General features: G+C 53.7%; 20 protein-coding genes. 7 read left to right on the top strand and 13 right to left on the bottom strand.

The window, feature by feature from the left end:
* Positions 1-53: 53 nt before the first annotated feature.
* The 3 genes from rsgA to IM700_RS16085 all read right to left on the bottom strand — a co-directional run bounded on the left by rsgA (position 54) and on the right by IM700_RS16085 (position 2,823).
* Positions 54-1,148: a ribosome small subunit-dependent GTPase A gene (gene rsgA / locus IM700_RS16095; protein ID WP_239483950.1), complete on the bottom strand. Its 1,095-nt coding sequence runs from the start codon at positions 1,146-1,148 to the stop codon at positions 54-56.
* A gap of 398 nt (positions 1,149-1,546) precedes the next feature.
* Positions 1,547-2,257 carry an HAD family hydrolase gene (locus IM700_RS16090; RefSeq protein WP_193415275.1) on the bottom strand — a complete coding sequence of 237 codons (711 nt, stop codon included), beginning with the start codon at positions 2,255-2,257 and terminating at the stop codon, positions 1,547-1,549.
* Positions 2,258-2,355: 98 nt separating this feature from the next.
* Positions 2,356-2,823, bottom strand: coding sequence for a DUF3939 domain-containing protein (locus IM700_RS16085; RefSeq protein ID WP_155608823.1), 468 nt, complete (start codon positions 2,821-2,823; stop codon positions 2,356-2,358).
* Positions 2,824-3,047: 224 nt separating this feature from the next.
* On the opposite strand from IM700_RS16085, the gene IM700_RS16080 reads away from it, so the two are divergent.
* Both IM700_RS16080 and IM700_RS16075 read left to right on the top strand, forming a co-directional pair.
* Positions 3,048-4,040, top strand: coding sequence for a YpdA family putative bacillithiol disulfide reductase (locus tag IM700_RS16080; protein ID WP_193415274.1), 993 nt, complete (start codon positions 3,048-3,050; stop codon positions 4,038-4,040).
* A gap of 33 nt (positions 4,041-4,073) precedes the next feature.
* On the top strand, positions 4,074-4,526 hold the full coding sequence (locus IM700_RS16075; protein WP_155608821.1) for a DUF441 domain-containing protein: 453 nt from the start codon (positions 4,074-4,076) through the stop codon (positions 4,524-4,526).
* A 603-nt stretch (positions 4,527-5,129) separates the two neighbouring features.
* On the opposite strand, the gene IM700_RS16070 is transcribed toward IM700_RS16075, so the two are convergent.
* Together IM700_RS16070 and IM700_RS16065 are read right to left on the bottom strand one after the other, a co-directional pair.
* On the bottom strand, positions 5,130-6,902 hold the full coding sequence (locus tag IM700_RS16070) for an ABC transporter ATP-binding protein (protein ID WP_193415273.1): 1,773 nt from the start codon (positions 6,900-6,902) through the stop codon (positions 5,130-5,132).
* Between the two features lie 26 nt (positions 6,903-6,928).
* Positions 6,929-7,891 carry an aminoglycoside phosphotransferase family protein gene (locus tag IM700_RS16065; RefSeq protein ID WP_193415272.1) on the bottom strand — a complete coding sequence of 321 codons (963 nt, stop codon included), beginning with the start codon at positions 7,889-7,891 and terminating at the stop codon, positions 6,929-6,931.
* A gap of 151 nt (positions 7,892-8,042) precedes the next feature.
* Here IM700_RS16065 and IM700_RS16060 point away from each other — a divergent pair, with 151 nt between their 5' ends.
* The gene (locus IM700_RS16060; RefSeq protein ID WP_059045177.1) at positions 8,043-8,546 is read left to right on the top strand and encodes a hypothetical protein; all 504 of its coding nucleotides are present in this window, start codon (positions 8,043-8,045) and stop codon (positions 8,544-8,546) included.
* A 109-nt stretch (positions 8,547-8,655) separates the two neighbouring features.
* Here the strand turns inward: IM700_RS16060 and IM700_RS16055 are convergent, their stop codons facing one another.
* On the bottom strand, positions 8,656-8,955 hold the full coding sequence (locus IM700_RS16055) for a HesB/YadR/YfhF family protein (RefSeq protein WP_155608818.1): 300 nt from the start codon (positions 8,953-8,955) through the stop codon (positions 8,656-8,658).
* 560 nt (positions 8,956-9,515) lie between these two features.
* Between IM700_RS16055 and IM700_RS16050 the strand changes: the two genes are divergently transcribed.
* A complete protein-coding gene (locus IM700_RS16050; protein WP_155608817.1) occupies positions 9,516-11,273 on the top strand; it encodes an ABC transporter ATP-binding protein in 1,758 nt (585 codons plus the stop codon).
* A 4-nt stretch (positions 11,274-11,277) separates the two neighbouring features.
* Entirely contained in the window at positions 11,278-13,350 is a 2,073-nt protein-coding gene (locus IM700_RS16045) for an ABC transporter ATP-binding protein (protein WP_193415271.1), read from the top strand.
* A 37-nt stretch (positions 13,351-13,387) separates the two neighbouring features.
* On the opposite strand, the gene IM700_RS16040 is transcribed toward IM700_RS16045, so the two are convergent.
* On the bottom strand, positions 13,388-13,555 hold the full coding sequence (locus IM700_RS16040; RefSeq protein ID WP_193415270.1) for a hypothetical protein: 168 nt from the start codon (positions 13,553-13,555) through the stop codon (positions 13,388-13,390).
* A gap of 536 nt (positions 13,556-14,091) precedes the next feature.
* Positions 14,092-15,216, bottom strand: a complete 1,125-nt coding sequence (locus IM700_RS16035; RefSeq protein ID WP_336244907.1) for a CobW family GTP-binding protein — start codon at positions 15,214-15,216, stop codon at positions 14,092-14,094.
* A gap of 158 nt (positions 15,217-15,374) precedes the next feature.
* On the opposite strand from IM700_RS16035, the gene IM700_RS16030 reads away from it, so the two are divergent.
* On the top strand, positions 15,375-15,887 hold the full coding sequence (locus tag IM700_RS16030) for a MogA/MoaB family molybdenum cofactor biosynthesis protein (protein WP_193415268.1): 513 nt from the start codon (positions 15,375-15,377) through the stop codon (positions 15,885-15,887).
* A gap of 77 nt (positions 15,888-15,964) precedes the next feature.
* Here the strand turns inward: IM700_RS16030 and IM700_RS16025 are convergent, their stop codons facing one another.
* From IM700_RS16025 to IM700_RS16010, 4 genes are all read right to left on the bottom strand, one after another.
* Positions 15,965-16,504, bottom strand: coding sequence for a hypothetical protein (locus IM700_RS16025; RefSeq protein ID WP_193415267.1), 540 nt, complete (start codon positions 16,502-16,504; stop codon positions 15,965-15,967).
* 93 nt (positions 16,505-16,597) lie between these two features.
* Entirely contained in the window at positions 16,598-17,593 is a 996-nt protein-coding gene (locus tag IM700_RS16020; RefSeq protein WP_193415266.1) for an acrylyl-CoA reductase family protein, read from the bottom strand.
* A gap of 302 nt (positions 17,594-17,895) precedes the next feature.
* On the bottom strand, positions 17,896-20,202 hold the full coding sequence (locus tag IM700_RS16015) for a thiamine pyrophosphate-dependent enzyme (protein WP_193415265.1): 2,307 nt from the start codon (positions 20,200-20,202) through the stop codon (positions 17,896-17,898).
* Between the two features lie 27 nt (positions 20,203-20,229).
* Positions 20,230-21,237, bottom strand: a complete 1,008-nt coding sequence (locus IM700_RS16010) for a 2-oxoacid:acceptor oxidoreductase family protein (protein ID WP_193415264.1) — start codon at positions 21,235-21,237, stop codon at positions 20,230-20,232.
* Positions 21,238-21,456: 219 nt separating this feature from the next.
* On the opposite strand from IM700_RS16010, the gene IM700_RS16005 reads away from it, so the two are divergent.
* Positions 21,457-22,359, top strand: a complete 903-nt coding sequence (locus tag IM700_RS16005) for an SDR family oxidoreductase (RefSeq protein ID WP_193415263.1) — start codon at positions 21,457-21,459, stop codon at positions 22,357-22,359.
* A 67-nt stretch (positions 22,360-22,426) separates the two neighbouring features.
* On the opposite strand, the gene IM700_RS16000 is transcribed toward IM700_RS16005, so the two are convergent.
* Positions 22,427-23,923, bottom strand: coding sequence for a DHA2 family efflux MFS transporter permease subunit (locus IM700_RS16000; RefSeq protein ID WP_155607976.1), 1,497 nt, complete (start codon positions 23,921-23,923; stop codon positions 22,427-22,429).
* Between the last annotated feature and the right edge of the window lie 127 nt (positions 23,924-24,050).

Raw genomic sequence — 24,050 nt, 5'->3', positions numbered from 1 at the left:
GGGAATTATCCCTGACTGGCTATTTTTGTTTGTTCCTGACCTTGCGGGTTGGCCTACTCCCAGTCGCTAGCGTATCGTCTCCGTTGCTCGCCTTTGCCGCGCGTCTCCTGTCGGCCAGCTTTGCTTGATGTTGCGGCTCGCACGGAGCGTTGACGGGATTGCTCCTTTTCCGCCTGAAACTTCAGCTCCCGCTGCGTTTTCAGATAGTTCTCAAACCGTTTGCGCTCAAGCTGTCCGCTTTGCAGGGCCTCCCTGACCGCACAGCCGGCTTCTCGTTGGTGACGACAATCCCCGAAACGGCATTGCTTCGCCAGCTCCTCGATGTCGCCAAACGCCTCGGACCACCCGCCTTCGTCGTCCCACAGCTGCAGCTCCCGCATCCCCGGCGTATCAATCATGACCGCGCCTTGCGGAAGCACAAACAGCTCGCGATGTGTCGTCGTATGCCGTCCCCGGCTGTCGTCCTCACGTATAGCCTGAGTTTTCTGCACTTCCTCCCCTGCCATCCAGTTTAGAATGGTCGACTTTCCGGCCCCAGATGATCCGGTAAGCGCAACCGTAACTCCGGGTTTCAGCAAAACGTCTACTTGCTCCCTGCCTAGGTCCTCCAAAGCGCTGACCGCAATAACGGGCACGCCGGGCGCAATCGATTCCGTCTCGGCGACGTAACGCTCCGGATCATCGCATAAATCGGCTTTGCTCAGCACGATGACCGGTGATGCCCCGCTGTTCCAGGCCATGATCAAATAACGCTCTAATCGGCGAAGATTAAAATCCATGTTCAGCGCGGCGACGAGAAACAGCAGGTCAACATTGGCCGCTACGACTTGTTCCGTCGGCACCGACCCGGCTGCCCGACGGGAGATTCGGCTGCTTCGTGGAAGCAAGCCGTGTATGACGGCATCTCCGTCCGATTCGCTAAGAAAGCGCAATGCGACCCAATCCCCTACTGCCGGGAACTCACTGCGTTCGCCCAGCTCGTATTGCAGACGACCGCTCATTTCCGCCCAGCCCTCTCCTCGCTCCGAAGCGATCCGATACTTATGGCCGTGATCAGCGATGATCCGCCCGGGCCAGACTTGCTCTATCCCCAGTCCGCGAAAAGCATTCTCCCGCTCCGCGTTCCATCCTAGTTCTTGTAAATTCAATTCCTTTTCCTCCTTGGGCTGCTTGCCTCAAATCAATAATGAATGACCTTCCGACGTTCCGTTTTCTCGTCTCCTTGGCGGTCCCATGGCTCGCTGCTGCGGCACCTCGCATGCAGCCATATAAAAAAGCCGCGGGGACCCATCGTCCCGCGGCTTCAGTTCACGGCCCACCGTCACCCTAAGGGGACGGCGGACATAAAAAAGCCGCGGGACGTGATAACGGTCCCGCGGCTTCGCGCTGCTTGCATTCGAATAGACTTCCGCTATTCGATCGGATGCAGCGCCTTATTTTCCCGCCAAGGAGACCGTATTTACGCGCACTTCAAGTACCTTCACCATAAATAACAGCCTCCTTCATAAGAATTTGTACACATCATATAGGATGACGGCGGACTTTGTCAATCCTTTCCTGTCCCGCACGGCTCCTGTTCGTATTGTTCCAGCAGCGCTGGGATTTCATTCAGCTCCGAAATCGTCCGCCAAGGCTTGCCGCCTTCGAGCGTCTCGTCCCAATCGTGCTTGCGCCGCAGCCAAATGCCACGGATCCCCGCCTGCGCTGCTCCCCAGATATCGTTGCGGGGATGGTCGCCAACGATCACTGTCTCCCCTGGCAAGGACCCCAACCGCTCCAGGGCCAGCTCATAAATCCGCCGATCCGGCTTACGGATCTCTACGTCCCCGGACACCACGATCGCATCGAAAAACCGGCGAAGGTGAAGCAGATCGATTTTTGCATGCTGCAAATGACTGTACCCGTTCGTGATGATTCCAAGCCGAAGTCCCTTCGCTCGGCAAGCCTGCAGGGTATGCTCCGTATGGTCCATCGCTTTGGCATGGGTCATATAATGGCGGTCGTAATAGGCCTTCAGCTCCTCTATCGTGGTCTCCTTACGCCAAGGCAGCCAATCGATCAGCTCCTGAAAAAAGCCCTCCTTCGGCCTATATCCATCTTTATCTCGCTCAATCATTTCCGCAACCAGCTCTTCCCGTCGTTTCTCGTCCATCGGTACCAGGCATTCTCGCACGAGTTGCAGCGCGAAGCTGCGAAAGGTGTAATCGCGATCCATCAACGTATTATCCAGGTCAAACAAAACGGCTTTTAGCTGCAATCCACTTTCCCCACTTTCCCCAGTTGTCTCTCTCTATTGTAAAACAGCCTGTCAAACAAAAAGCGCACCCCCGGCTCCCCGGGAATGCGCTTCAACGGTTATATCACCTGTTTCGGACGATGGGTCAACATCATTTCCTGATCAGTTACATACAGCGGGAAGGGAGGCAGCTCTTTCAAGTAATGCTCCCGCAACAACAGTCGGCAATCGACTTCCAACTGGCGCGATTCGTCCAGCACCGGAAGCTTGCCTTGATCCTCAACATAGTTGTCCACGGCGGCTTGCACCAGATCCAGATAATACGGGATCTCGCGTTCTTCTTCCGCAAATATTTCATAGGTTTCTCTCGACAAGAAAAAGCGTTGATCTGTAATTCCGCCCAAATAACGCGACAGGCGTTTCATATCCAGACTTCCGTCCGGCAGCAGCAGCGATAACCGGTTTATGCCGTCAGGCATATCGGCTTCATAACGAAGCACAGCGCGTCGAACTTCGTCCAGCTTAACCTTTATGGCTTCAGGGACCAAGACACGGGCAGGTTTGCGTTTTCTAAACCAGGACAGCATGTTCGGTACCTCCTAAACTTCCTTTAAATTTTAGGTAACCGCTTACACTATTAGTGTACTCTAAAAATGTGGGTTTGAACCTTCGAAATCCAAGATGTCATAGGATTGCCACATCATTCTCCCTTTGCCAAGGCCAGCGGATGGTTGGCAATTCCGAGGTATTTGCGGTAGGATGGAATTGTTTTGAAAAATCGTTTGAAATTTATGTAAATGAGGAGGTTCCCATGCTGGATGTCATCATCATCGGAGCTGGGCCGTGCGGTCTATCGGCAGCCATCGAATGCCAGCGTCGCGGACTGCAGGTGCTTGTTCTAGAGAAACATTGCCTTGTCCATTCCATCTATTCATACCCGACGTATATGCAGTTTTTTAGTACGGCCGAACTGCTGGAAATCGGGGATGTCCCTTTTGCGTCGGCAAATGATAAACCTTTCCGCCATGAGGCGCTGGCCTACTACCGCAAAGTGAGCGATCATTATGACGTACCCGTGTTGGCCTATGAAGAAGCGAATGAAGTCGTGCGGCAGACGGACGGCACGTTTGTGGTCCGCTCCGAGAAACGCGGCGGCGAGCCGGCGGAGTATCAAGCTAGACATGTCATTATCTCGACGGGGTATTTCGATCACCCCAATATTTTAGGCATTCCGGGAGAAAATACCGACAAGGTCACGCATTATTTCCAGGAGGCGCATCCTTATACCGGTACGAAGGTCACGATTATCGGCGGCAGCAACTCCGCGGTGGATGCCGCGCTGGAGCTAGTCCGCGTGAACGCTGAAGTCACCGTCGTGTATCGCGGGGATGACTTGTCCGATAACATCAAGCCTTGGGTGCGGCCGTTGTTTGAAAGTGCGGTGAGCAAGGGGAAAATCGCCCTGCGTCTGAACTCGCGGGTGATCGAAATCCTACCCGAACGCGTTGTCATTCAAGAGGCAAACGGCGAACGGACGGAGCTCGCCAACGATTTCGTCTTGGCGTTAACCGGGTTCCGTCCCGACCGCAAGCTGTTATTCTCCGCCGGAGTCGACATGGCCGGCGACATGGAGAAGCCGGTGTTCGATCCCGAGACCATGGAGACGAACGTGCCTGGACTTTACGTTGCCGGGGTAATTGCATCCGGACGTAACGCCAACGAGGTCTTCATTGAAACCGGACGCGGCCATGGCAAGCTAATCGCCGAGCATATTCTCGGTTCGAGAGCATCAAGCAACGAATAAGAATTTAACGGATTTCACCGCAGGAGGTGGATCATGAACCAAATCGATATGACAGCCCTGCTTCTTCTGCTGATGGCTGCGCTCGGTATTTTTAGCAATAACATGCCGATTACCGTAGCGATGATCGTGCTGCTGCTGCTTCGCGTGCTGCATATGCACTATACCTTCCCTTGGCTGGAGAAATACGGCCTGACGCTTGGCATCGTCATTCTCACCATCGGCGTAATGACGCCCGTCGCCAGCGGCAAAATCTCCATCCAGACGTTGTGGGCTTCCTTCTTCCATTGGAAGTCCCTGCTCGCGATCGGCGTCGGCATGCTTGTCGCCTGGCTTGGCGGCCGCGGCGCAACCCTGATGGGCAATCAGCCGACCGTCGTCGCCGGGTTGCTGATCGGCACGGTGCTCGGCGTCGCTTTCTTCCGCGGCGTCCCCGTTGGCCCGCTGATCGCCGCCGGCATTTTGTCGCTGGTGATCGGGAAGCTGTAGCGGAGCAAAAAAAGGTTGTTCTACCGGCAATCGATGCCGGTGAGAACAACCTTTTTTTATTTTGGGGCTGGTTAGGATGCCCACGATCTGGCCTGCCCTGCTGCACCAAGATATATAGAGTTAGAGTTACTATTTCACCTTATTCCCTCATCATTGCCCGTTATGAGCCAAAATAGAGCGAAATGATCACCTTAGTTGACACCAAACGCCTTTATTTCGCCCAAACTCCGAGTAATAGAGTTATGTGTTCACCCTAAAGGTCTCATAGAAGCGTCCAATGTGTGGAATAGGGTGATTAGATCACGTTATGTTTCTACAGTAACGGTTGAATACAGGTACGACTGGTGAATAACGGAACTTATTACCGTTATTTCTCCTTATTCAGCTAAATCGGAGACATTAGCGGTAAAATATGTTCTTATTCAGCTCAGAACCGGCAAAAAAACGGCATCCAAGGGGTTAACTCCGAGAAATAACGGAACTTTTTACCCTTATTTCGCCTATCCGGGCTTAAAAGGTTGAAATAACGCCCTTTTAGGGCCTTATTTGTACGAGAGGAGGAAAAGGTGTGCCTTGCCTTGCCTCAACTCCCCTAACCTCTCCTCACCCCAGCTCCCCGCTCTCCGCCGGGCTCAGGTGCTGGATGTTGTATAACTGCGCGTACACGCCGTCCGGGTTCGCCATGAGCTCGTCGTGCGTGCCGCGCTCGGCGATTTCGCCGTTCTTCAGGACGATGATCTGGTCGGCGTGGGTGATCGTCGACAGCCGGTGCGCCACGATCAGCGTCGTGCGGGCGTGCGACAGTTGCTGCAACGACTGCTGGATCAGGTGCTCCGACTCCAGGTCGAGCGCGGACGTCGCCTCGTCGAGGACGAGGATCGGCGGGTCCTTTAAGAAGACGCGCGCGATGGCGATCCGCTGCTTCTGTCCGCCGGAGAGTTTGACGCCACGCTCTCCGACTTCGGTGTCGTAGCCCTGCGGCAGCTGCATGATGAACTCATGCGCATTGGCCGCGCGGGCGGCCTCGATCACCGCCGCCTCGTCCGCGTCCGGGCGGCCGAATAAGATGTTGTCGCGCACGCTGCCGCTAAACAGGAAATTGTCCTGCAGCACCATGCCGATCCGGCTGCGCAGGCTTTCCATCGTCCAGGCGCGGACGTCCCGGCCGCCCACCGTCAGCGTTCCCCGCTGAACGTCATAGAAACGTGGAATGAGTCCGACCAACGATGATTTCCCGCCCCCGCTCATGCCGACGAACGCGACCGTTTGGCCGGGATTGACTTCGAGCGAGATGTCTTTGAGCACCCAATCGCTGTCTTCGTGATATTTGAACCACACCTCCCGGAACATCACGCCATGGCTACCCTGCGGCAGTACCGCCGCATCCGGCGCATCGGTCATGTCATACGGCTCCTCCAGCAACTCCAGCACCCGTTCCCACGAGGCCGAAGCCTGTGTCAACGTCGTTGATGAATTGATCAACCGTCTCAACGGGGCATAAAGCCGATCCAGATAGCCAAAAAAGGCCACAAACGTACCTAACGTCAAATCCCCGTAAATCACCTGATAACCGCCGTATCCGATCACGAGCAGCGGCGCGATGTCGGTGAGGGTGTTGATGATCGCAAATGTCCAGGCGTTCCAGCGGCTGTGGGCTAGCGCTTTTTGCAGAAACCGGCCGTTGGTGCCTTCGAATTTGTTCCGGTCATGCCGTTCCAAGGCAAAGCTGCGGATGACCGAGATGCCCTGAATGCGTTCGTGCAAATAAGCCTGAATCCCGGCAAGTGCCGCGGAGCGGTCTTTGGTCAGCTTCTTCAAGCGCTTGTACAGCACTTTCACTGCGATCGCGTACAATGGGAAAATCGCAATCGCCACAAGCGTCAGCCACGGGTTCAAATAAAACATAAAGCCAAGCACAAACACCAGGGTAAACATGTCGAGCCAAACATTCATCATGCCGACTTCGACGATGTTCTTCGTCTGCTCGGCATCGTTGATGAAGCGGGAGATGATCTCCCCCACCTTCGTATTCTGGTAATACCGAAGCGATAACCGCTGCAGGTGGGCATACAGCTTGTTGCGTAAATCGAATAAGATCCGTGCCGTGATCAGTTGGGCAAAATACTGCCGCGCATATTCCACCGGACCGCGCACGATCACGAATAGGAACAGCGTTGCCCCAAGGATGATCATCAGTTGCGAGACCTTCTGGTCCAGCTCGATCCCGCCGTTTAACAAGATATCGTCCACGACGTATTTCTGCACCAACGGCAGCAAGGACGGGATACCGAATTTCAGCATCCCGATGAACAAAGTGAGTAAGATCCATTTCGTATAAGGCCTAACGAACGTAAAATAGGCTTTCCAATGTTTCAATTTATGAGCACATCCTCTATTTGTTTCTATCTGGGCTGCACGAATGAAGCCAGCTTTCGGACCAGACTCTCAGCGTATTCGTCCAATCGACGAGCGAGAAGCTCCGGCGTTAACGCGTCTAGCCCCAAATCCGGCCACCCTTGGTATACTTCCGGGGGACCCGGCAGCATTTCGATCAGGCATAGCATATCCCAATAGGGATCGTTTACGTTACATCCGTCCTTCCGAGCTACGGAAAGATAGCTTTCCAAAAAGGCATCTGCCGCCTCCACGCCGTACATTTGTACGAGATTCAATCGGCAATGACCGGTGTCGATCCCGGTTGGGCCCATGCAGGCATTTACCCAATCGACTACGCCGCTAACTTCCCCCTCCTGCCAGAGCACATTCGTTGGATGATAATCGCGATGAATGAACTGCGGTCGGTACGGTGAGGGTAATCCCTGAACGCGGTCGATGATCCTCCCCCACGCCTCGGGAACCCGGGTCCACTCTGGCACAGTCAAACGGGACACCTCGTTGTAAGTAAAATAGCTCCATTCGATCGGCGGACCCTCCGCCGCGTGGATCTCCGCCAGCTTCCAGGCGAGGCCGCCCAGCCAACCCGGCAGATCCGCCGGGTCCAGCACCACCCGGCCGGGCAGCCGGGTCATCAGCACGGACGGCAGGCCGCAGGCGCCGCCGTCCGGATCGCAGGCGACCCACCGCGGCGACGACAGTCCCGCCGCGCTCGCCGCCTGCAACGCAGCCGTCTCGTGCAAAGCGAGCTCCGGCTCTTCTCGCAGCCACTCCGTATTGGTAAATTGCCTCAGTACCGCTTCGTGGCAGTGATCACCCTGTTTTATTTTCAACCCATAAACTGCTGATGAAATGCCGCCCTTCAGGGACGCTCCTGAGATAACCTTAGCCCCTGGACCCACTCGTTCCTCCACCCAGAGGAGCGTTTTCGTCGAAAGCCCAGCGAATTCTCCCACCAGATTCTCATTCATCTCCGGTTGCCCCCTCTCCTTAGATAAAAGCCGATTTTCGCGCTACAAAGCTGAATTTATCCAATGGTTGTGGTATACTCCTTAATAAATTGAGTTGTCGCAAGCATTTCATGGGCAGCTACGAGTAACAGGCCGTTTTAGGAGGATGACCATGTCACGCCGATTTGTGATCGAAGCCGTGATGGTGGCGATATATGGTGAATTGCTGGTGCCGGGTGCGCCTGTGGAATATATTGTACCTTACACCACCGTCATGGAGCTTTATGAATTTCAAAACAGTCCGGAGCCGCTCATGAACGACCCCGTCGACGATATGCACGTGAAGCAGAAAATCAGCGAATTGATCGCTTATCTCGAGGAACCGCTGAACCGCAAGAAACTGGAGCGAGCGCTCACCGTCCCTTGGTCCAAGAGCCCTTCGATCCTGTTCGGCGATCATGTGACCTGGACCGTAGTCAACGCGGTAGACAACGAGCAGTACGGCGAGTTTCTCGATCCGATCGAAACGGAAATCGTGCTAACTGCCCAGCGAGAGAACGTGCCGATCCTGACCGATCAGCTCGAGCTGATCCGGCGGATTATCGAAGCAGAGGTGCCGGTGCAGGTTTACGATATCGGCGATTTTGAATATGCGATGGAAGACAGCATCATTTGATGCTTGATGGGCCGTTCTCGCCCGCTCCATCAAACAAAGGAAAAGGCCCGTAATTGACGGGCCTTTTTGTTCTTTCGTTAGCTTCGAAGCCGCTGAACAACGGCTCAGCCTAATTCAGGGCCGCAGCCTCGTATTCATACTCAATGTCGCCCAATTGCTGATCATAAGTGACATTAAGGTGGTACCCGTCCAGATACCACAAATCCTGGTTCTCCATGTAGAACGTGATGCCCTCGACTTCCGCTTTGAGCCCAGGTGATACAGGCTGATCAACATCAATTCCCAGTGAGAATCCCGGGTGCAGCTTGCCGCCCGCACTATATCGTGCAAAGAAGCGTACGGCCTGCCCCGCCTCAAGTCCAAGCTCCTGCTTAAACCATGCGGCAGCTTCATTACTCACGTTAATCATCCGCTTCTTCCTCCTCTTCATTCATCCCATCTTCTCGGTGACAAATACGAACTTTTCATTCCGTTACATCCAAACTTTTAGCTTTATTGTAGACGAAACTGGGCAAAAAGCCAAACCTTTGTTCGATGTGGTTAGGGATTATTGGATAGTTACTGAGAAAAATAACGTTTGACATCTTCTTTAATGCGGTGCTAAAATCGGGAACATACGAGATCGCTTTCAAGTAATTACCAAATGAGAAAGGGTGAGCACGGTGTTGAAATTTAAATTTATGCCTGCGTATCGCGATGCGCATCACATCAAACAATTAAATACCGGAGCAACCCCTGCAGGCTTGGATGAATCTATGCGCTGACCGCCCCTTATCTTTTAAAGGGTATAAGCGATATCATACACGCGAAGGTTGCTTGCTATAAGTAACGGACGCGACATATGTTATGGTTTTAAGGCATATCGTTTTCGGACGATATGCCTTTTTTGCGGTTTTTTGCTGGTTTAGGACACTTGTAGAGGTTTTCCGGGTAGCTACGCAATCGGGAATCAAAGGAGGAAACCCCATCATGTTTTCGGTATTAAAAAATTTGGGCTGGTTTTTCAAGCGCGAAAAAAGACGTTATATTATCGGCTTGTTCCTGCTCATCCTTGTGGGCGTTGTGGAGCTGGCTCCGCCGCGGCTGCTGGGCAGCGCGATCGATGAGATCGTGGCCGGCACCGTCACTTGGGCTTCGTTAACTCAATATATTTTACTCATTATCGGCGTATTGATCTTAATCTATCTCATCACGTACATATGGATGCATTCCCTGTTTGGGGGATCGAACCTCGTCGAGCGGCTGCTGCGGACCCGGTTCATGAGCCATTTGCTGCGGATGACACCGCCGTTCTTCGAGCGGAGCCGCACCGGCGACCTGATGGCCCGGGCGACCAACGATTTAAGATCGGTTGCTACCACCGTAGGCTTCGGGATGCTGACGCTAACCGACTCGACGGCGTACCTTACCGTGATCTTTCTGGCGATGAGCACGCTGATCAGCTGGAAGCTGACACTAGCTGCGATCATTCCCCTCCCTTTCATCGCCTTAGCGATGAAAATTTATGGGAAGATCATCCACGAGCGTTACACTCTGGCGCAGGATGCCTTTGGGGACATGAACGACCAGGTATTGGAATCCGTAGCCGGCATTCGCGTCATTCGCGCCTATGTGCAGGAACGTCATGATGAACAACGTTTTGCGGATATAACGGAAGACGTTTATAAGAAGAATTTGGCGGTCGCCAAAGTGGATGCTTATTTCGAGCCAACGATCCGTTTATGTGTTGGGCTCAGCTATGCGATTGGTCTCACCTACGGCATTTATCTCGTATTCCATAATGAATTGACCCTGGGCGATCTCGTATCTTTCAACATGTACCTGGGGATGATGATTTGGCCGATGTTTGCAATCGGCGAGCTGATTAACGTCATGCAACGCGGCGGCGCATCGCTGGACCGGGTCAACGAAACGTTGAACGTGAAGCCCGATGTTGAAGACGTTCCGAATCCGGTTCACGTTGAAACGCCGGAGACGATCGTGTTCAAGGATGTCACCTTCCGCTATCCGACTTCGACCATTAACAATCTCGAACAGATCGATTTGACGATTAAACGCGGCGAAACACTGGGCATCGTCGGGCGTACTGGCAGCGGTAAATCCACGTTGCTCAAGCAGCTGTTACACGAATATCCGGCAGGCAGCGGCGAGCTGAGCATCTCCGGCGTGCCGATTCAGCAAATCGCGTTGAACCAGCTTCACGGCTGGATCGGATATGTGCCGCAAGAGCAAATCCTATTCTCTAAGACGGTGCGGCAAAACATCCAGTTCGGCTACCCGGGCGCATCCGATGAGAAGATCCTCGAAGCGATCCGCACGGCGGCCTTCGATCAGGATCTCGGCACGTTATCTGACGGCCTGGATACGCTCGTCGGTGAGAAAGGCGTCGCCCTTTCCGGCGGCCAGAAGCAGCGGGTCTCCCTGGCTCGGGCGTTTATCGCCGATCCGGAGCTCTTAATCCTCGACGACGCCTTGTCTGCCGTTGATGCCCGGACCGAGGCGCGGATCATCGAGAACATCCGCAGTGGGCGCTCCGGCAAAACGACGCTCATCTCCACGCACCGCCTCTCCGCCATCGAACATGCGGATTGGATCGTCGTCTTGGAGAAAGGCAAAATCATCGAAGAAGGTACCCATGAAACGCTGCTGCAGTTAGGCGGCTGGTACCGCGAACAATACGAACGTCAACAGGTGGAATCCAACCTGACTGACGGGGAGGTGTCTTAAAACCATGCACACCCATACGGGAAAAGCACTTTTCAAATACGCCTTAACGGCGAAAAGAACATTTATCCTCGCGCTCGTCATGCTGGCGATCGGCGTGGCTGCCGAACTGGCGGGGCCGTTTATCGCCCGCTCGATGATCGACAATCACATGCTGGCGATCGAGCAACCGTTCTACGAAACAACGGGGCAAGACGCATCTACCGTTGACTACGATGGGCGTACCTTTAAACGGGGCGACCGTTTCGCAGGTAGCGAGGTCAAAGGCGCCGAAGTCCGTGTGCTGCAGGTCGGCAGAAGTTTCGTGTTCGTTGATGCGTCCGTCCCGGAAGTCTCCGGTGACCGCAGTTACGACAATGGCGTTCTGACCCTGACCGGAAAGAACGGCGTAAGCAGCCAATATCCGGCGCAAAAACTAAGCGCGGCAGGCCTGTTTGCTTTTTACAAACCGGAAGTGCCTGGCATAATGTCGCTCATCATCTGGTACCTCGTGTTTCTGGCCATTTCCATCGTGATGGAATTCGGCAAAACCTACTGGCTGCAATCCTCGGCCAACCAGGTCATCCGCAAGCTGCGTATGGACGTCTATGCTCATATTCAGCGGCTGCCGGTGCATTTTTTCGATAATCTGCCGGCCGGAAAAGTCGTCTCCCGCGTCACCAACGACACGGAGGCGGTAAAGGAATTGTTTATCGCCGTATTGGCGAACTTCTTCTCCGGAATCATCAACATGCTGGGCGTTTACGTCGCTTTGTTTATCCTGGACGTACGGCTCGGACTCATCTGCTTGTTTGTTGTTCCGATCATTTACCTGTGGGTCGTTTACTATCGCAAGTTCGCGACGAAATACAACACGATCATCCGCTCGCGGCTAAGCGAGATCAATGCCATCATTAACGAATCGATCCAGGGCATGTCGATTATCCGGATTTTCCGCCGCGAGTCGCAGACCAAGGAAGAATTCGAGAACCTGAACAATGATTATATGAAACACCAAAACAAGATGTTGAACCTAAACGCGTTCACTTCACACAACCTGGTGAATGTGATTCGTAATCTGGCGTTTGCCACCGTGCTCTGGTATTTCGGCTCGGCGCAGCTTGACGCGACGAGCGCGATATCGCTTGGCGTGCTGTATGCTTTCGTCGACGTACTTGGACGATTGTTTCAGCCGATTACCGGGATGGTCAATCAGCTCGCCGCCCTCGATTCCTCGATGGTATCCGCCGGACGGGTATTTGCCCTGATGGACGAACCGGGCGAAGATGTCGTTGATGGTTCGATGCCGCGCTACAAAGGAAATGTAGAGTTTAAGGATGTCTCGTTCGCCTACAAGAAGGACTATGTGCTGAAAAATATCTCCTTCGAGGCGAAGCAAGGTCAGACCGTTGCGTTGGTCGGTCACACGGGCTCCGGCAAAAGCTCGATCATCAACTTGCTCTTCCGGTTTTATGACCCGCAAAAAGGCACGATCACGATCGACGGACAGCCGGTAACGGAGCTGCCGAAGCAATGGATCCGCCAGCATATGGGGATCGTGCTTCAAGATCCGTACCTGTTCACCGGGACGATTCTTTCGAACGTGACGCTGGGGGATGAACGGATTGCCCGCGAGACGGCGGAGAAAGCGTTGATCGACGTTGGCGCCGACCGGATATTAGCCCACTTGCCAAAAGGCATGGACGAACGGGTCGTGGAAAAAGGCAGCACGCTGTCCGCCGGCGAACGTCAGCTGATCTCCTTCGCTCGGGCGCTGGCGTTCGACCCGGCGATCCTCATCCTCGATGAGGCGACCGCCAACATCGACACGGAAACCGAAGCGCTCATTCAATCCGCGCTGGAGGTACTGAAACGCGGCCGGACGACGTTTATCATCGCCCACCGCCTCTCCACGATTCGCAGCGCCGATCAGATTCTCGTCTTGCACCGCGGCGAAATCGTCGAACGCGGCACACACGAAGAACTGCTCGCCCTGGGCGGACGGTACTATCAAATGTACCGGCTGCAGTTGGGGACTACCGAGGCCCCAGCCGCTCCAGGAGCCGGACCTGCAATCTCGCCGGTAGCGAATCCGAGCTAAATGCATGGGGAAGACAAAAACAACCGTTCCTTCATCCTTAGGAACGGTTGTTTTTTTGATGTAAAGGCAAACGCTTGATTTCAACTTGGCTTTCTGCGTCATACCCCACCCAAATGAGCCAATCGTTGGCTTCCAGGATCTCGATAAACTTACTCAAGCGCGGCATAAGCGGCTCGGCGCTTTCCCCAAACTTGGCAAGGACCACTTCGGCAATCTCCCCAACGGTATGCGTTCCGTTGCACGGGTCACAACCACACTCCCAAGCTCGTCGAGATGCACGTAAATGATCCGAATCCAACGGATTTTATATGAAAAACCGAATACATTTCACCCATTTCGCCGATTTCAGCAAATTGTATACGAAAAACCGAATACAAATCGCCCTTTTCGCCGAACCCAGCGAATTGTATATGAAAAACCGAATACAATCCACACTTTTCGACGAATCCAGCGAATTGTATATGAAAAACCGAATACATTTCACACTTTTCGCCAAACCCAGCGAATTGTATATGAAAAACCGAATACAATTCACCCTTTTCGCCGAATCCAGCGAATTGTATATGAAAAACCGAATACAATCCGCCCTTTTCGACGAATCCAGCGAATTGTATATGAAAAACCGAATACAATCCGCCCTTTTCGCCAAACCCAGTGAATTCTATATGAAAAACCGAATACAATCCACGCTTTTCGCCGAATTAGCGGATTGTATTCGGAATTTCGAGTCCAGGTCTGGCCTTACTCAGGTTCGGCTTGCTTCCGTTCCAGTTCTTTCAACTGCTGAGCGATCACATTCCGGTCGAAATGCTCGCCGATAAATACAGCCACATCGGGAACATTCCCCTGAGGGGTGACTTTTAAGTAATCGGCTTCCCGGTAGGCATACTGAAACAGGAAACGACTGGCCGTATCCGTAAATCGTAAGACGCCCTTGCCACGATAGACTTCCCGGGGCAATTCGGCGATAAAACGTTCGAAGTCCTCGCTGTCCACCGGCCCGTCAAAATAGTGCGTGTATACAGTGACATGCTCGTGCGACGCGTGGGTATGTGCGTGGTTGGGATCATGATTATGATCATCGTTGTTATCGTGATTATGATCATGTCTGTGATCCTCGTAGCGAGCATCGTTATGATCATGGCTCTGATCGCGGCTGTGATCATGATGATTGTGTAGAGGATAATGATCCGACTTCTGAGCCGCTTCGCCGTTTTGTATGTACGCTGCACCGCGTTGAGTTGTTGGGTCGGTGTTGTTTTGCCCATCTGCCGCCTTCCATAGTAGCGACAAATCCACATCGCATTTCACCGCCGGGATGATTCGGGCATAAGGATTCGTGCGACGCAAGAACTCCGACATTTCCCGCTGACGATCCGGTTCAAGCAAGTCGATTTTGTTCAAAACCAGCACGGAGCCGCACCGGATTTGCTCCACCATGAGCCGGTACGTTTTTCCTTGCTGCGATGCGTGCAAATCGGCCAGATGGGCCGCATCGACGACGGTGACCATCGGCTTAATATCCAATTTGAGATAAAGCGAAACCTCGGTTACCGCATCGAAGATTTCCATCGGATTCCCCGCACCTGTCGCCTCAATCACGATCAAGTCCGGCTTCTCCCCTTCGATCAGCTCTGCCATCTGCACACTTAAGTCGCCGCGAATGGTGCAGCAGATGCATCCACCCAGCATTTCAGCCATCGGTACTTCGCTTGAAACGAGCAGACCATCGAGGTTCACTTCCCCAATTTCATTCATGATCACGGCCGGACGAAGCCCCTGCTCCATCCAATGACGAATCAACCGCTGGAGCAGCGTCGTTTTGCCGCTTCCTAGAAAACCGGATAATATATAAACGGGTGTCACCCTATTTCCCACCTCATCTCTGATAATCTAAAGCATAAATGCATATGAATGCGAGTTTACACCAACCTTACAGGACATGCAACTACATTTCCCGTACAACCCAAGTCCGTCAAACATGATACAATGTAAATAACATCCAAAGAAAGGAAGCGAACACGATGAGATCCGTCGATGAACACCGGATGGAAGCGCCGGACGAGGTATCATGTCTGGTCATCACCGTCTCGGATACCCGTACGGAAGAGACCGATACGAGCGGTCGGCTGATTCAAGAGCTGCTTCGAGACAACGGGTATCATGTTGCCCGCTATACTATCGTCAAAGACGATTATGACGGCATTCGCCAACTGCTGAGGGAAGCGGCCTCTGACCGAGCGATTGAAGCCGTTCTGCTGAGCGGCGGCACCGGCATCGCTCCGCGGGATACCACCTACGAGGCTGTACGCAGCCTGCTCAACAAGGAGATGCCAGGGTTTGGGGAAATTTTCCGCTACCTTAGCTTTACCGAAGATATCGGTTCGGCCGCCATCCTCAGCCGGGCGATTGCTGGAACGATCGGCGATATGGCCGTCTTCTCCATGCCCGGATCGCAGGGCGCCGTCAAGCTGGCGATGCAGCGCATCATTCTACCCGAGCTGCGTCATGTCATGCGCGAAATCTACAAGAAGTAAAAGGCGAAAAAACCAACTGCTTCCCTGTCCGGAACGAAGGGGAGCGGTTGGTTTTTTTATAGGCAGGCCATTGGCACTTACTCTGGACGATCCCTCATTTGCTCCAGTAACTGTCCGAATACTGCCTTCATTTCCTCCCGGTATTGGCTGTCCTTCTGTGCGCTTGACGCGTAGACTAAAGCGGTGTTGCCCTTGGCTGAGATCAACGAAGCTTGATTGGATACCGAATTGGCCGCGATCTCTCCTTTTCCATCCTCGCTTCCGTATATTTCGGAGATTTCGCGAATTCGATCCTGCTCATTGGGAAACACATGCACGATGATAAAATGCCGCGCATCTCCGTTAATAAAATAACTGTAGCTAATATTCCCGTCCAGCCCTTCGGCATAGGTTTCATGCGTCAATCGAATCCCCCGCTGCGCGCATTCCGCTTTCAAGGCTTGCAGCATCGCTGTGTTAAGCGTCGTGCCGCTCGTTAGTTGGCGTTCATTCCCCTGCCGGTAGCTTTGCATATTATATTTGCTCATTTCATCCTTGGCTACCCGCTGCAGGTTGCCGCATCCTGTCGTCAATGACAGCGCCACGGCCATTCCCAATCCAACCTTCCACCATCTCATTGGCATCCCATCCTTTACCCTTAGCTTGTAAGCCAGCTTCAGCCGATGGTGTTAGGTTGTCTCAACAGCCCCCAAATTATACCATATGGATGATTAGTTTAAGGAAATGACCTGACGGCCGATGGCTTTGCCGGCCAAAACTGTATTCAGAGCTTCTGGCAACTGCTCTAGCGAGTACTCGGTAATGCCCCCGGTCAGCACCTGTTCCGGCTTCCACTCGCCGGACAGAAGCTGCCAAAGTCGGTGGCGCAGCGGCTCCGGACAAAATACGGAATCGATGCCAAGCAGATTAATCCCCCTCAAAATAAACGGGTACACGGACGTTTCGATCCCACCGCCACCGGTCAGCCCCGACAAGGCTACAGATCCGCCGTAGCGTACCGATTTAAGCAGGTCAGCGGTCATCGCACCGCCCACCGGGTCGACAATTGCAGCCCAACGCTCTTTGCTGAGCACGCCTTTGGCTCCCGAAGCCGCTTCCTCGCGGGAAAGGACTTCGGCTGCACCAAACGCGACCAGCTTCTCCCGCGATTCCGGCTTTCCGGTGACCGCGGTTACGGCGAACCCGAGCCGGCTGAGGATCGCCACGGCCATGCTGCCAACACCGCCGGTGGCGCCTAGGACGAGCACGGGACCTTGTCCGGGCGCCAATCCGTTGTCCAGCAGCCGCCGTACCGACAACGCTGCCGTAAACCCGGCCGTCCCAATCGCCATCGCTTCCCGGGGCGAGAGCCCATCCGGCAGCGCCACCAACCAGTCGCCCGGTACGCGGGCGACCTCGGCGAACCCGCCCTCATGCGTGACGCCCAGCCCATAGCCGGTGCATAGCACCCGGTCACCGGGCTGGAATCGTGCATCGCGGGAGGCCATGACCTCTCCGGCCAAGTCGATGCCAGGGATAAACGGAAAGGTTTTCACGATTTTTCCCTCCGGAATACTCGCCAAGCCATCTTTATAATTGACGCTGGAATAATGTACCTTGATCGTCACATCGGCATCGGGAAGCGCCGAAACGTCTAACCGCTCGACCCCCGAACGGAACCCGGATTCGTCCTGGTGTACGCGATACGCGCGAAATGGTTGATCCATTCGTATATCCTCCTAAACTCGTTCATCTTCTACTTAACGAAAAAAGCGGCCATAGCCGCTTCTTCCGGGTTGAATTTGAAAGCTTCAAATAAAGGTTCAAAAAGTCGGATTTTCAGCACCTAGAAGGTTGGATGAAGCTAGGACTGAGTAGCGGAGCGTACATGGAGGTACGTGAGCAACAGAAATGTTTCCGTAGGAAACATACATCGGAAGCATACGCTTGGCCCGGCTGAATTCAAGATTCGAAGTCGAATCCCCTTCTTGGTCCTGCTTCGTGATCACAAGACGACTTTTTAACTACCTTACAAATAGGGGTTTTCGTGTTTGGCTTGGAGAACCTTCCAACGCCGCTCCACTTCTTGCTCGAATTCCGCCAATGCCTCGGCGTTTTCCGGCTTGGTCAAGTGGCGGGTTTTCCCCATCGTCTTCAACCAATCCGTCAGCGGAACGCGATTGTTCTTCTCTTCCGGATTGTACGTAATCGTCGTTTGCCCATGCTCCACCTCGTACAGCGGGAAGAAGCAGGAGTTGACGGCCGCGTCGATGATATTGGTGCCCTGATCGTCCGGCGAAATCCAGTTGAGCGGGCATGCTATCAGTATTTTACCATAAACCAAGCCTTCGTTCTGCGCGTACCACTGGGCTTTGGCTGCTTTTTTCACCAAATCCTGCGGATAGGCTTCACTGCCGGTAAAGACATAAGGGATATTCGTTGCGGCCATGATTTGCGGTGTGTCTTTGTGCTGGAACGCTTTCCCCTTTTGCACCTTGCCGATGTTCGAGGTGGATGTGCGATGACCGAGCGGCGTCGAATACGACAACTGCGCCCCAGTGTTCATATATCCCTCGTTATCATACTCGATAATGATCATTTTATGACCGCGCAATGCAGCGCCGATCGCCGGCCCCATACCGATGTCCATCCCGCCGTCACCGGTAACCATGACGAAGGTGAAATCTTCTTTGAGACCTAACTCGTCAAGCTCGCCGCGGCGTTTTCTCTCCCAGAACATTTCGACGACGCCGGACAAGGTGGCCGCCCCGTTCTGGAACAGGTTATGAATGTATGTCGCTTTATGAGACGAATACGGATAGCCGGTCGTCACCACCATTGCGCAACCCGTATGGAACAGAGCGACGATATCGCCTTCGATCCCTTTGAAGAACAGCTCCAGACCGGAGAAAATCCCGCAGCCCGGGCAAGCGCCGTGTCCCGGTGCAATTCGCTTCGGTTTCTTTGTTAACGCGCGCAGCGGCGGAATCCGTACACCCAGCTTCCCGGTTTCTTCATTCTTGGTGACCGTGATCAAGCCGGTCTTCAGGTCTTCGAATTTCAGCGGATTCATCACCCGTTTCGGTGTCTTCTCCGGATCCCCTGGCGTATGGCCGTAGTAATCGAACGGGATTTCCACCCGGCCCGCTTTCGCCGCGTCAATCGCCAATTGGAACAAGTGATGCCCGTCCTCGGCATAAAACTCCTTGCCGCCAAGGCCATAAATCCGGCCGATCACCTGAGTCGTATGATTGCCGTGGGTAAACAGAGCGGCTTTGATCTCATTGACCATGTTCCCGCCATAAGCGCCGTAGGAATCACCGCGGTCGCCAACTGTAATCGCCTTGACGTTCTTCAATGCCTCGGCGATTTGCTTCTGCGGGAACGGACGAATCATGTTTGGCGCGATCGAGCCGGCTTTGATGCCTTGGCGGCGCAAATCGTCTACAACGTCCTTGATGATCTCGGAGGCCGAGTTCATCAGGAAGACCGCGACTTCTGCATCCTCCATCCGATAGAGATCGAGCATTTGATATTCGCGTCCGGTCAATTCGGCATACTCGCCTGCGATCCGTTCGAAGACATGTTCTGCATTATACATCGCAACAGATTGCTGGTAGCAGTTATTAATGTAATCCGGTTCATTCATGTAAGGGCCAACCGTAATCGGATTGTTGCGGTCGAGCGTATGCGGGAAATTACCCGGTGGCCGATCGCCAACAAATTTCAGAACATCTTCCTGATTGGCGAAGGTGTGTACACGCCGTTTCTGGTGAGAAGTAAAGTATCCATCAGAGGCCACCAGCACCGGCAGCCGGACTTCCGGATCCTCGGCCAGCTTAATCGCCATCAGGTTCATATCGTAGACGGCTTGCGGATCGCGGCACATCAGAATCGGCCAGCCGGTGTTCAGCGCAAAATACAAGTCCGAATGGTCGCCGTGAATATCCAGCGGCCCGGAGATCGAGCGGCAGACCAGGTTCATGACCATCGGGAACCGTGTCCCCGATTGGACCGGCATCTGCTCCAGCATGTATAAATAACCTTGGGCGCTTGTCGCATTGAAGACCCGGCCGCCGCCGGTGGAAGCGCCGTAGCAAATGCCTGCCGAGCTGTGCTCCCCGTCCGACGGGATCAGCTTGATGTCATGCTGACCGTTCGCTTTCATCAGATCGAGGAATTGGGCTACCTCGGTAGATGGGGAAATCGGAAAATACCCCATAATATGATAATTGATCTGGCTGGCCGCATAGGCTGCCATTTCATTCCCCGACTCATAAACCACGCGCTGCTCGATCGTGCCGGAGCGGCGTTCTTTTTCCAAATCGATCGCCATTGTCAAAATACCACCTTTCCCGCTTAATTAGCGAATCGCCAAATCGAACAGATGCGGCACGCGATGCGAGTCTGCGTACCCCTCTTCTTCCCGCTCCCCGGATAAAGCATCGGTCGGGCAGGCATGAATGCATTTCAAGCAACCTTTGCAATATTGATAGTCGATCCCTTTGAGGAACATTTGCGGACGACCCTTCTTGTCGGGACGCTCCTCCCAGACGAAACAATTATCCGGGCAAACGTTGTCGCATTGGGCGCAATGAATACATGTCTCTTCTTTGAAGTGCGGCATCATCCCGGAACGGGAAATGCTGAGGTCCTTCAGAATGCTGTTCCCCGGATTGATGACGATCCCGCCGATCGGCTGAGTTTCATATCCAAGCACCGGCGTATCCGCCCGGACGAAGGCCGGCATGCTGACACCTTCCGGTAAAGCGAAGGTTTCAAATACAACTTCGTTGTAGCCCCGCTCAAATGTCGCCAAGGCCGGAGCTACCGTTTGCGGATATTTCTTCTCCAGCGATTTGCGGATGACGTCCTTCATCGTTTCCGGATCAAGGAACGGGCAAAGCCGGAACATCGCACCAAGCATCGCCATGTTCACCCGATTCTTCTCTTCCAGCGCGATGCCGGTAGCGTCGATGACCGCGATCGTGCCGCCAATCAGCTTCATTTTCTCCTTCAGTTGCTGAGGGGTTTTGCGCGAATTGACCAGCACCGTACTATCCTCGTAAATCCCGCTGATCACGTTCACCGTCTTCGCCAGCGCCTCTTGAAATATCCCCACGATATGCGGGCGTTCCACCGGCGACGTATCGCGGATCGGCGTATCTAAATCGCAGAAGCGGATATGCGCCTTTACCGGCGATCCCTTTTTCTCCGAGCCATAAGAAGAAAAGCTGACCCCATTCAGTCCGGCTCCTTCAACCCCGGCTTCGGCCAGCATTTTCCCAGCCAGGTTCGCACCCAGCCCCCCAATGGATTCCAAACGGATTTCAAAAAATCCCAGCTCGTTTAATTTCGGTAATTGTACCACGCGCTTGACTCCCTTCTTCGCAAATGCGAGTTCATCACGACGTAAATAAGTGCAAAACATCACACAAAAAGATATCTTTCTTAATTTTAAAATTTATCATAGATGCGATGTGACTTATGTAACAAAAGTCATATAGACATTCTTGTTTGGGCGAATACACCACACTGTCAAGCGATGAATAGGATAGCGCAGAACTAATTTCCAGGAGGAACCTAAAGGATGATTCCAAAGTACCCTTATTACAGTTCGAAAACAGTATGCGAGGAGCAGCCGATCACCTTCCCGCCACAGCATCAACCGAGACAACCGGGGCTCCAAACGTTGATGGCGCCGCCCCCCATTTCGGAGAATCCCGCATATGTCGGAAGCGGCAAACTGAAGGACAAGGTCGCCATCCTGACCGGCGGCGACAGCGGGATCGGACGGGCCACGGCTATCGCCTTCGCCAAGGAAGGGGCGGATCTGGCTATCGTGTACCTCTACGAACACGAGGATGCCCAAGCCACCAAGCGGCGCGTTGAAGAGTTGGGCCGACGCTGTCTGCTGATCCCCGGCGATTTGCGTCAAGAAGCTTTCTGCAGAGCCGTTATCCATCATACCCTTCAGCAGTTCGGCAAAATCGATATCTTGGTGCTCAATCAAGCCGTTCAATATCCTCAGGGGCAAGGGATTGAGGCCATTACTACCGAACAGCTGCACCAAACCTACGCTACCAACATTTTCCCTCACTTTTATATGACCAAGGCGGCGCTTCCCTTCTTACGGTCCGGAAGTACAATCATCAGCACGGCTTCGATCACCGCTTACGCCGGCGCACCGTTGCTGATCGATTATTCCTCCACCAAGGGCGCGATCGTCTCCTTCACTCGCTCTCTGGCGCTATCGCTCGTCGATCGGGGCATCCGCGTCAATGCGGTGGCACCGGGACCGATCTGGACCCCGCTGATCCCTTCCAGCTATTCCGCGGAATACGTCTCTACATTCGGCCTCGAAACCCCGATGAAGCGAGCCGGACAGCCGTTTGAGCTGGCACCTGTGTACGTATTCCTGGCCTCCGACGATTCCAGCTTCGTGACCGGGCAAACGATTCACGTCAATGGAGGCGCAATGATTACGAGCTAACGAATGGCGGTAAACGAAAAGCACCCTTTCCGAATGGAAAGAGTGCTTTTCGCATTTCATTTTCGATTTAATGTCCCGCCATCAAGCTGGGATCTGCTTGAGCTCCTTCGACCGCTTGGTCCTTGGCGGCTTCAGGTTGCTGCTTCGGTTTAGACAGCATCAAGGTCAGCAGGAATCCCACCGCCGCGATGCATGCCGCCAGGAAGTAAGTATCTCCAAAGCCGGATGCCGCGGCTTCCAGCGGATTTCCGCCTTGCGCTGCTTTCGTCATATGACTAGTAATCTGCGAGGTTAGATAACCCGTTAGGCCTGCCACCGCAAAGGAGACGATCACCTGTTGCGCGGCCGTCATAAGCGGGGTAACCCGGGCGACCAAATGACGTGGCGCAGAGTTAAGGATATGCGTATTGAGCGGCATCATCGTTAACCCCATGCCACTGCCCAGCAAGCCCAGCGGCACCAGTACCATCGCCAAAGAAGTGTCTGCCGTGATTCGCGACAGCAGGAACAATGCCGTGGATACGACGCCGAGGCCGATAAAAGCCAGCGGACGTGCTCCAACCCGGTCAAACAATCGTCCGCTGATCGGCATGAACAATGCCGACATGAGCGCTTGAGGCAGTAAGAAGATCCCCGTCTCCAGGGCATTGTAGCCTCTCACTTGTTGCAGGTATAACGGAGTAAGAATCATTGAACCGAACAATGCCGCTTGAGCGAACCAGACCAGGATGATCCCCCGGGTAAAATGGGATGAACCGAACACCCGTAGTTCCAGGAGTGGTTGCTTATGTCTAATTTCAACGAGAATGTAAAGAAGTAAGGCAAGGGCTCCGACGCTAAGACCGATGATTGTCGTCGCCGAAGTCCAACTCGTCCCCCCTTCGCTGACTCCATAGGTCAACATCGCAAAAGCGATCGGAGCCAGAATCATCCCTAGTTTATCAAGCTGCGGTGCTTCCCGACGTTCGGACTTAGGCAAGAATCGGAGCCCGATGAGAAAGGCTAGGATCCCGATCGGCAGATTAATCAGAAAAATCCAGTGCCAGCTTACGTTCTCCACCAGCCAACCGGACAATACCGGCCCCAGCGCAGGTGCCAGCAGCATCGGAACGCCTAGTGCCCCCATCACCGCTCCCCGCTTCTCGGGTGGCGCCAATTTAAACACCATCGCAAACCCAATTGGCGATACCATCCCGCCGCCTAGGCCTTGAATGATGCGAAATACGATTAATTGCTCTGGCGTTTGCGCCATGGCGCATAACACGGACCCAACCGTAAACAACGCGATCGTCATGAGAAAAATCCGTTTCTCCCCAAATTTATCGGTCATCCAGCCCGCTAAGGGAATCACGGCAGATAATGCCAACGTATACCCGGTGATCGTCCATTGCACCGTCTTCAAGTCGGTGGCGAAGAAGTCGACCAGTTTCGGTACGGCCACGTTAACTACCGTGCTGTCCAAGATCACCATAATCATCCCGACGATCACGGCCATCAGGGGCGCGATAATCGAACGGATGGAAAATTCCTTGGTTTCGATCGAACTTTCCACAGTTTTTGGCATTCTCTCACTCAGCTTTCTCTTTAGTTTAAACACCGTTTTAAACAATGTTTAAATCAAATTTAAACGGATGCCCCGATTTTGTCAAGACACCGATCTCCGGTAGCTCCTTCAATTTCTGGTTGGCACC

The sequence above is a fragment of the Paenibacillus rhizolycopersici genome, assembly GCF_014947195.2.
Lineage (GTDB): Bacteria > Bacillota > Bacilli > Paenibacillales > Paenibacillaceae > Fontibacillus > Fontibacillus rhizolycopersici.
Note: the sequence above shows the minus strand (reverse complement) of the source record. Positions and strands in the feature narration are given on the sequence as shown.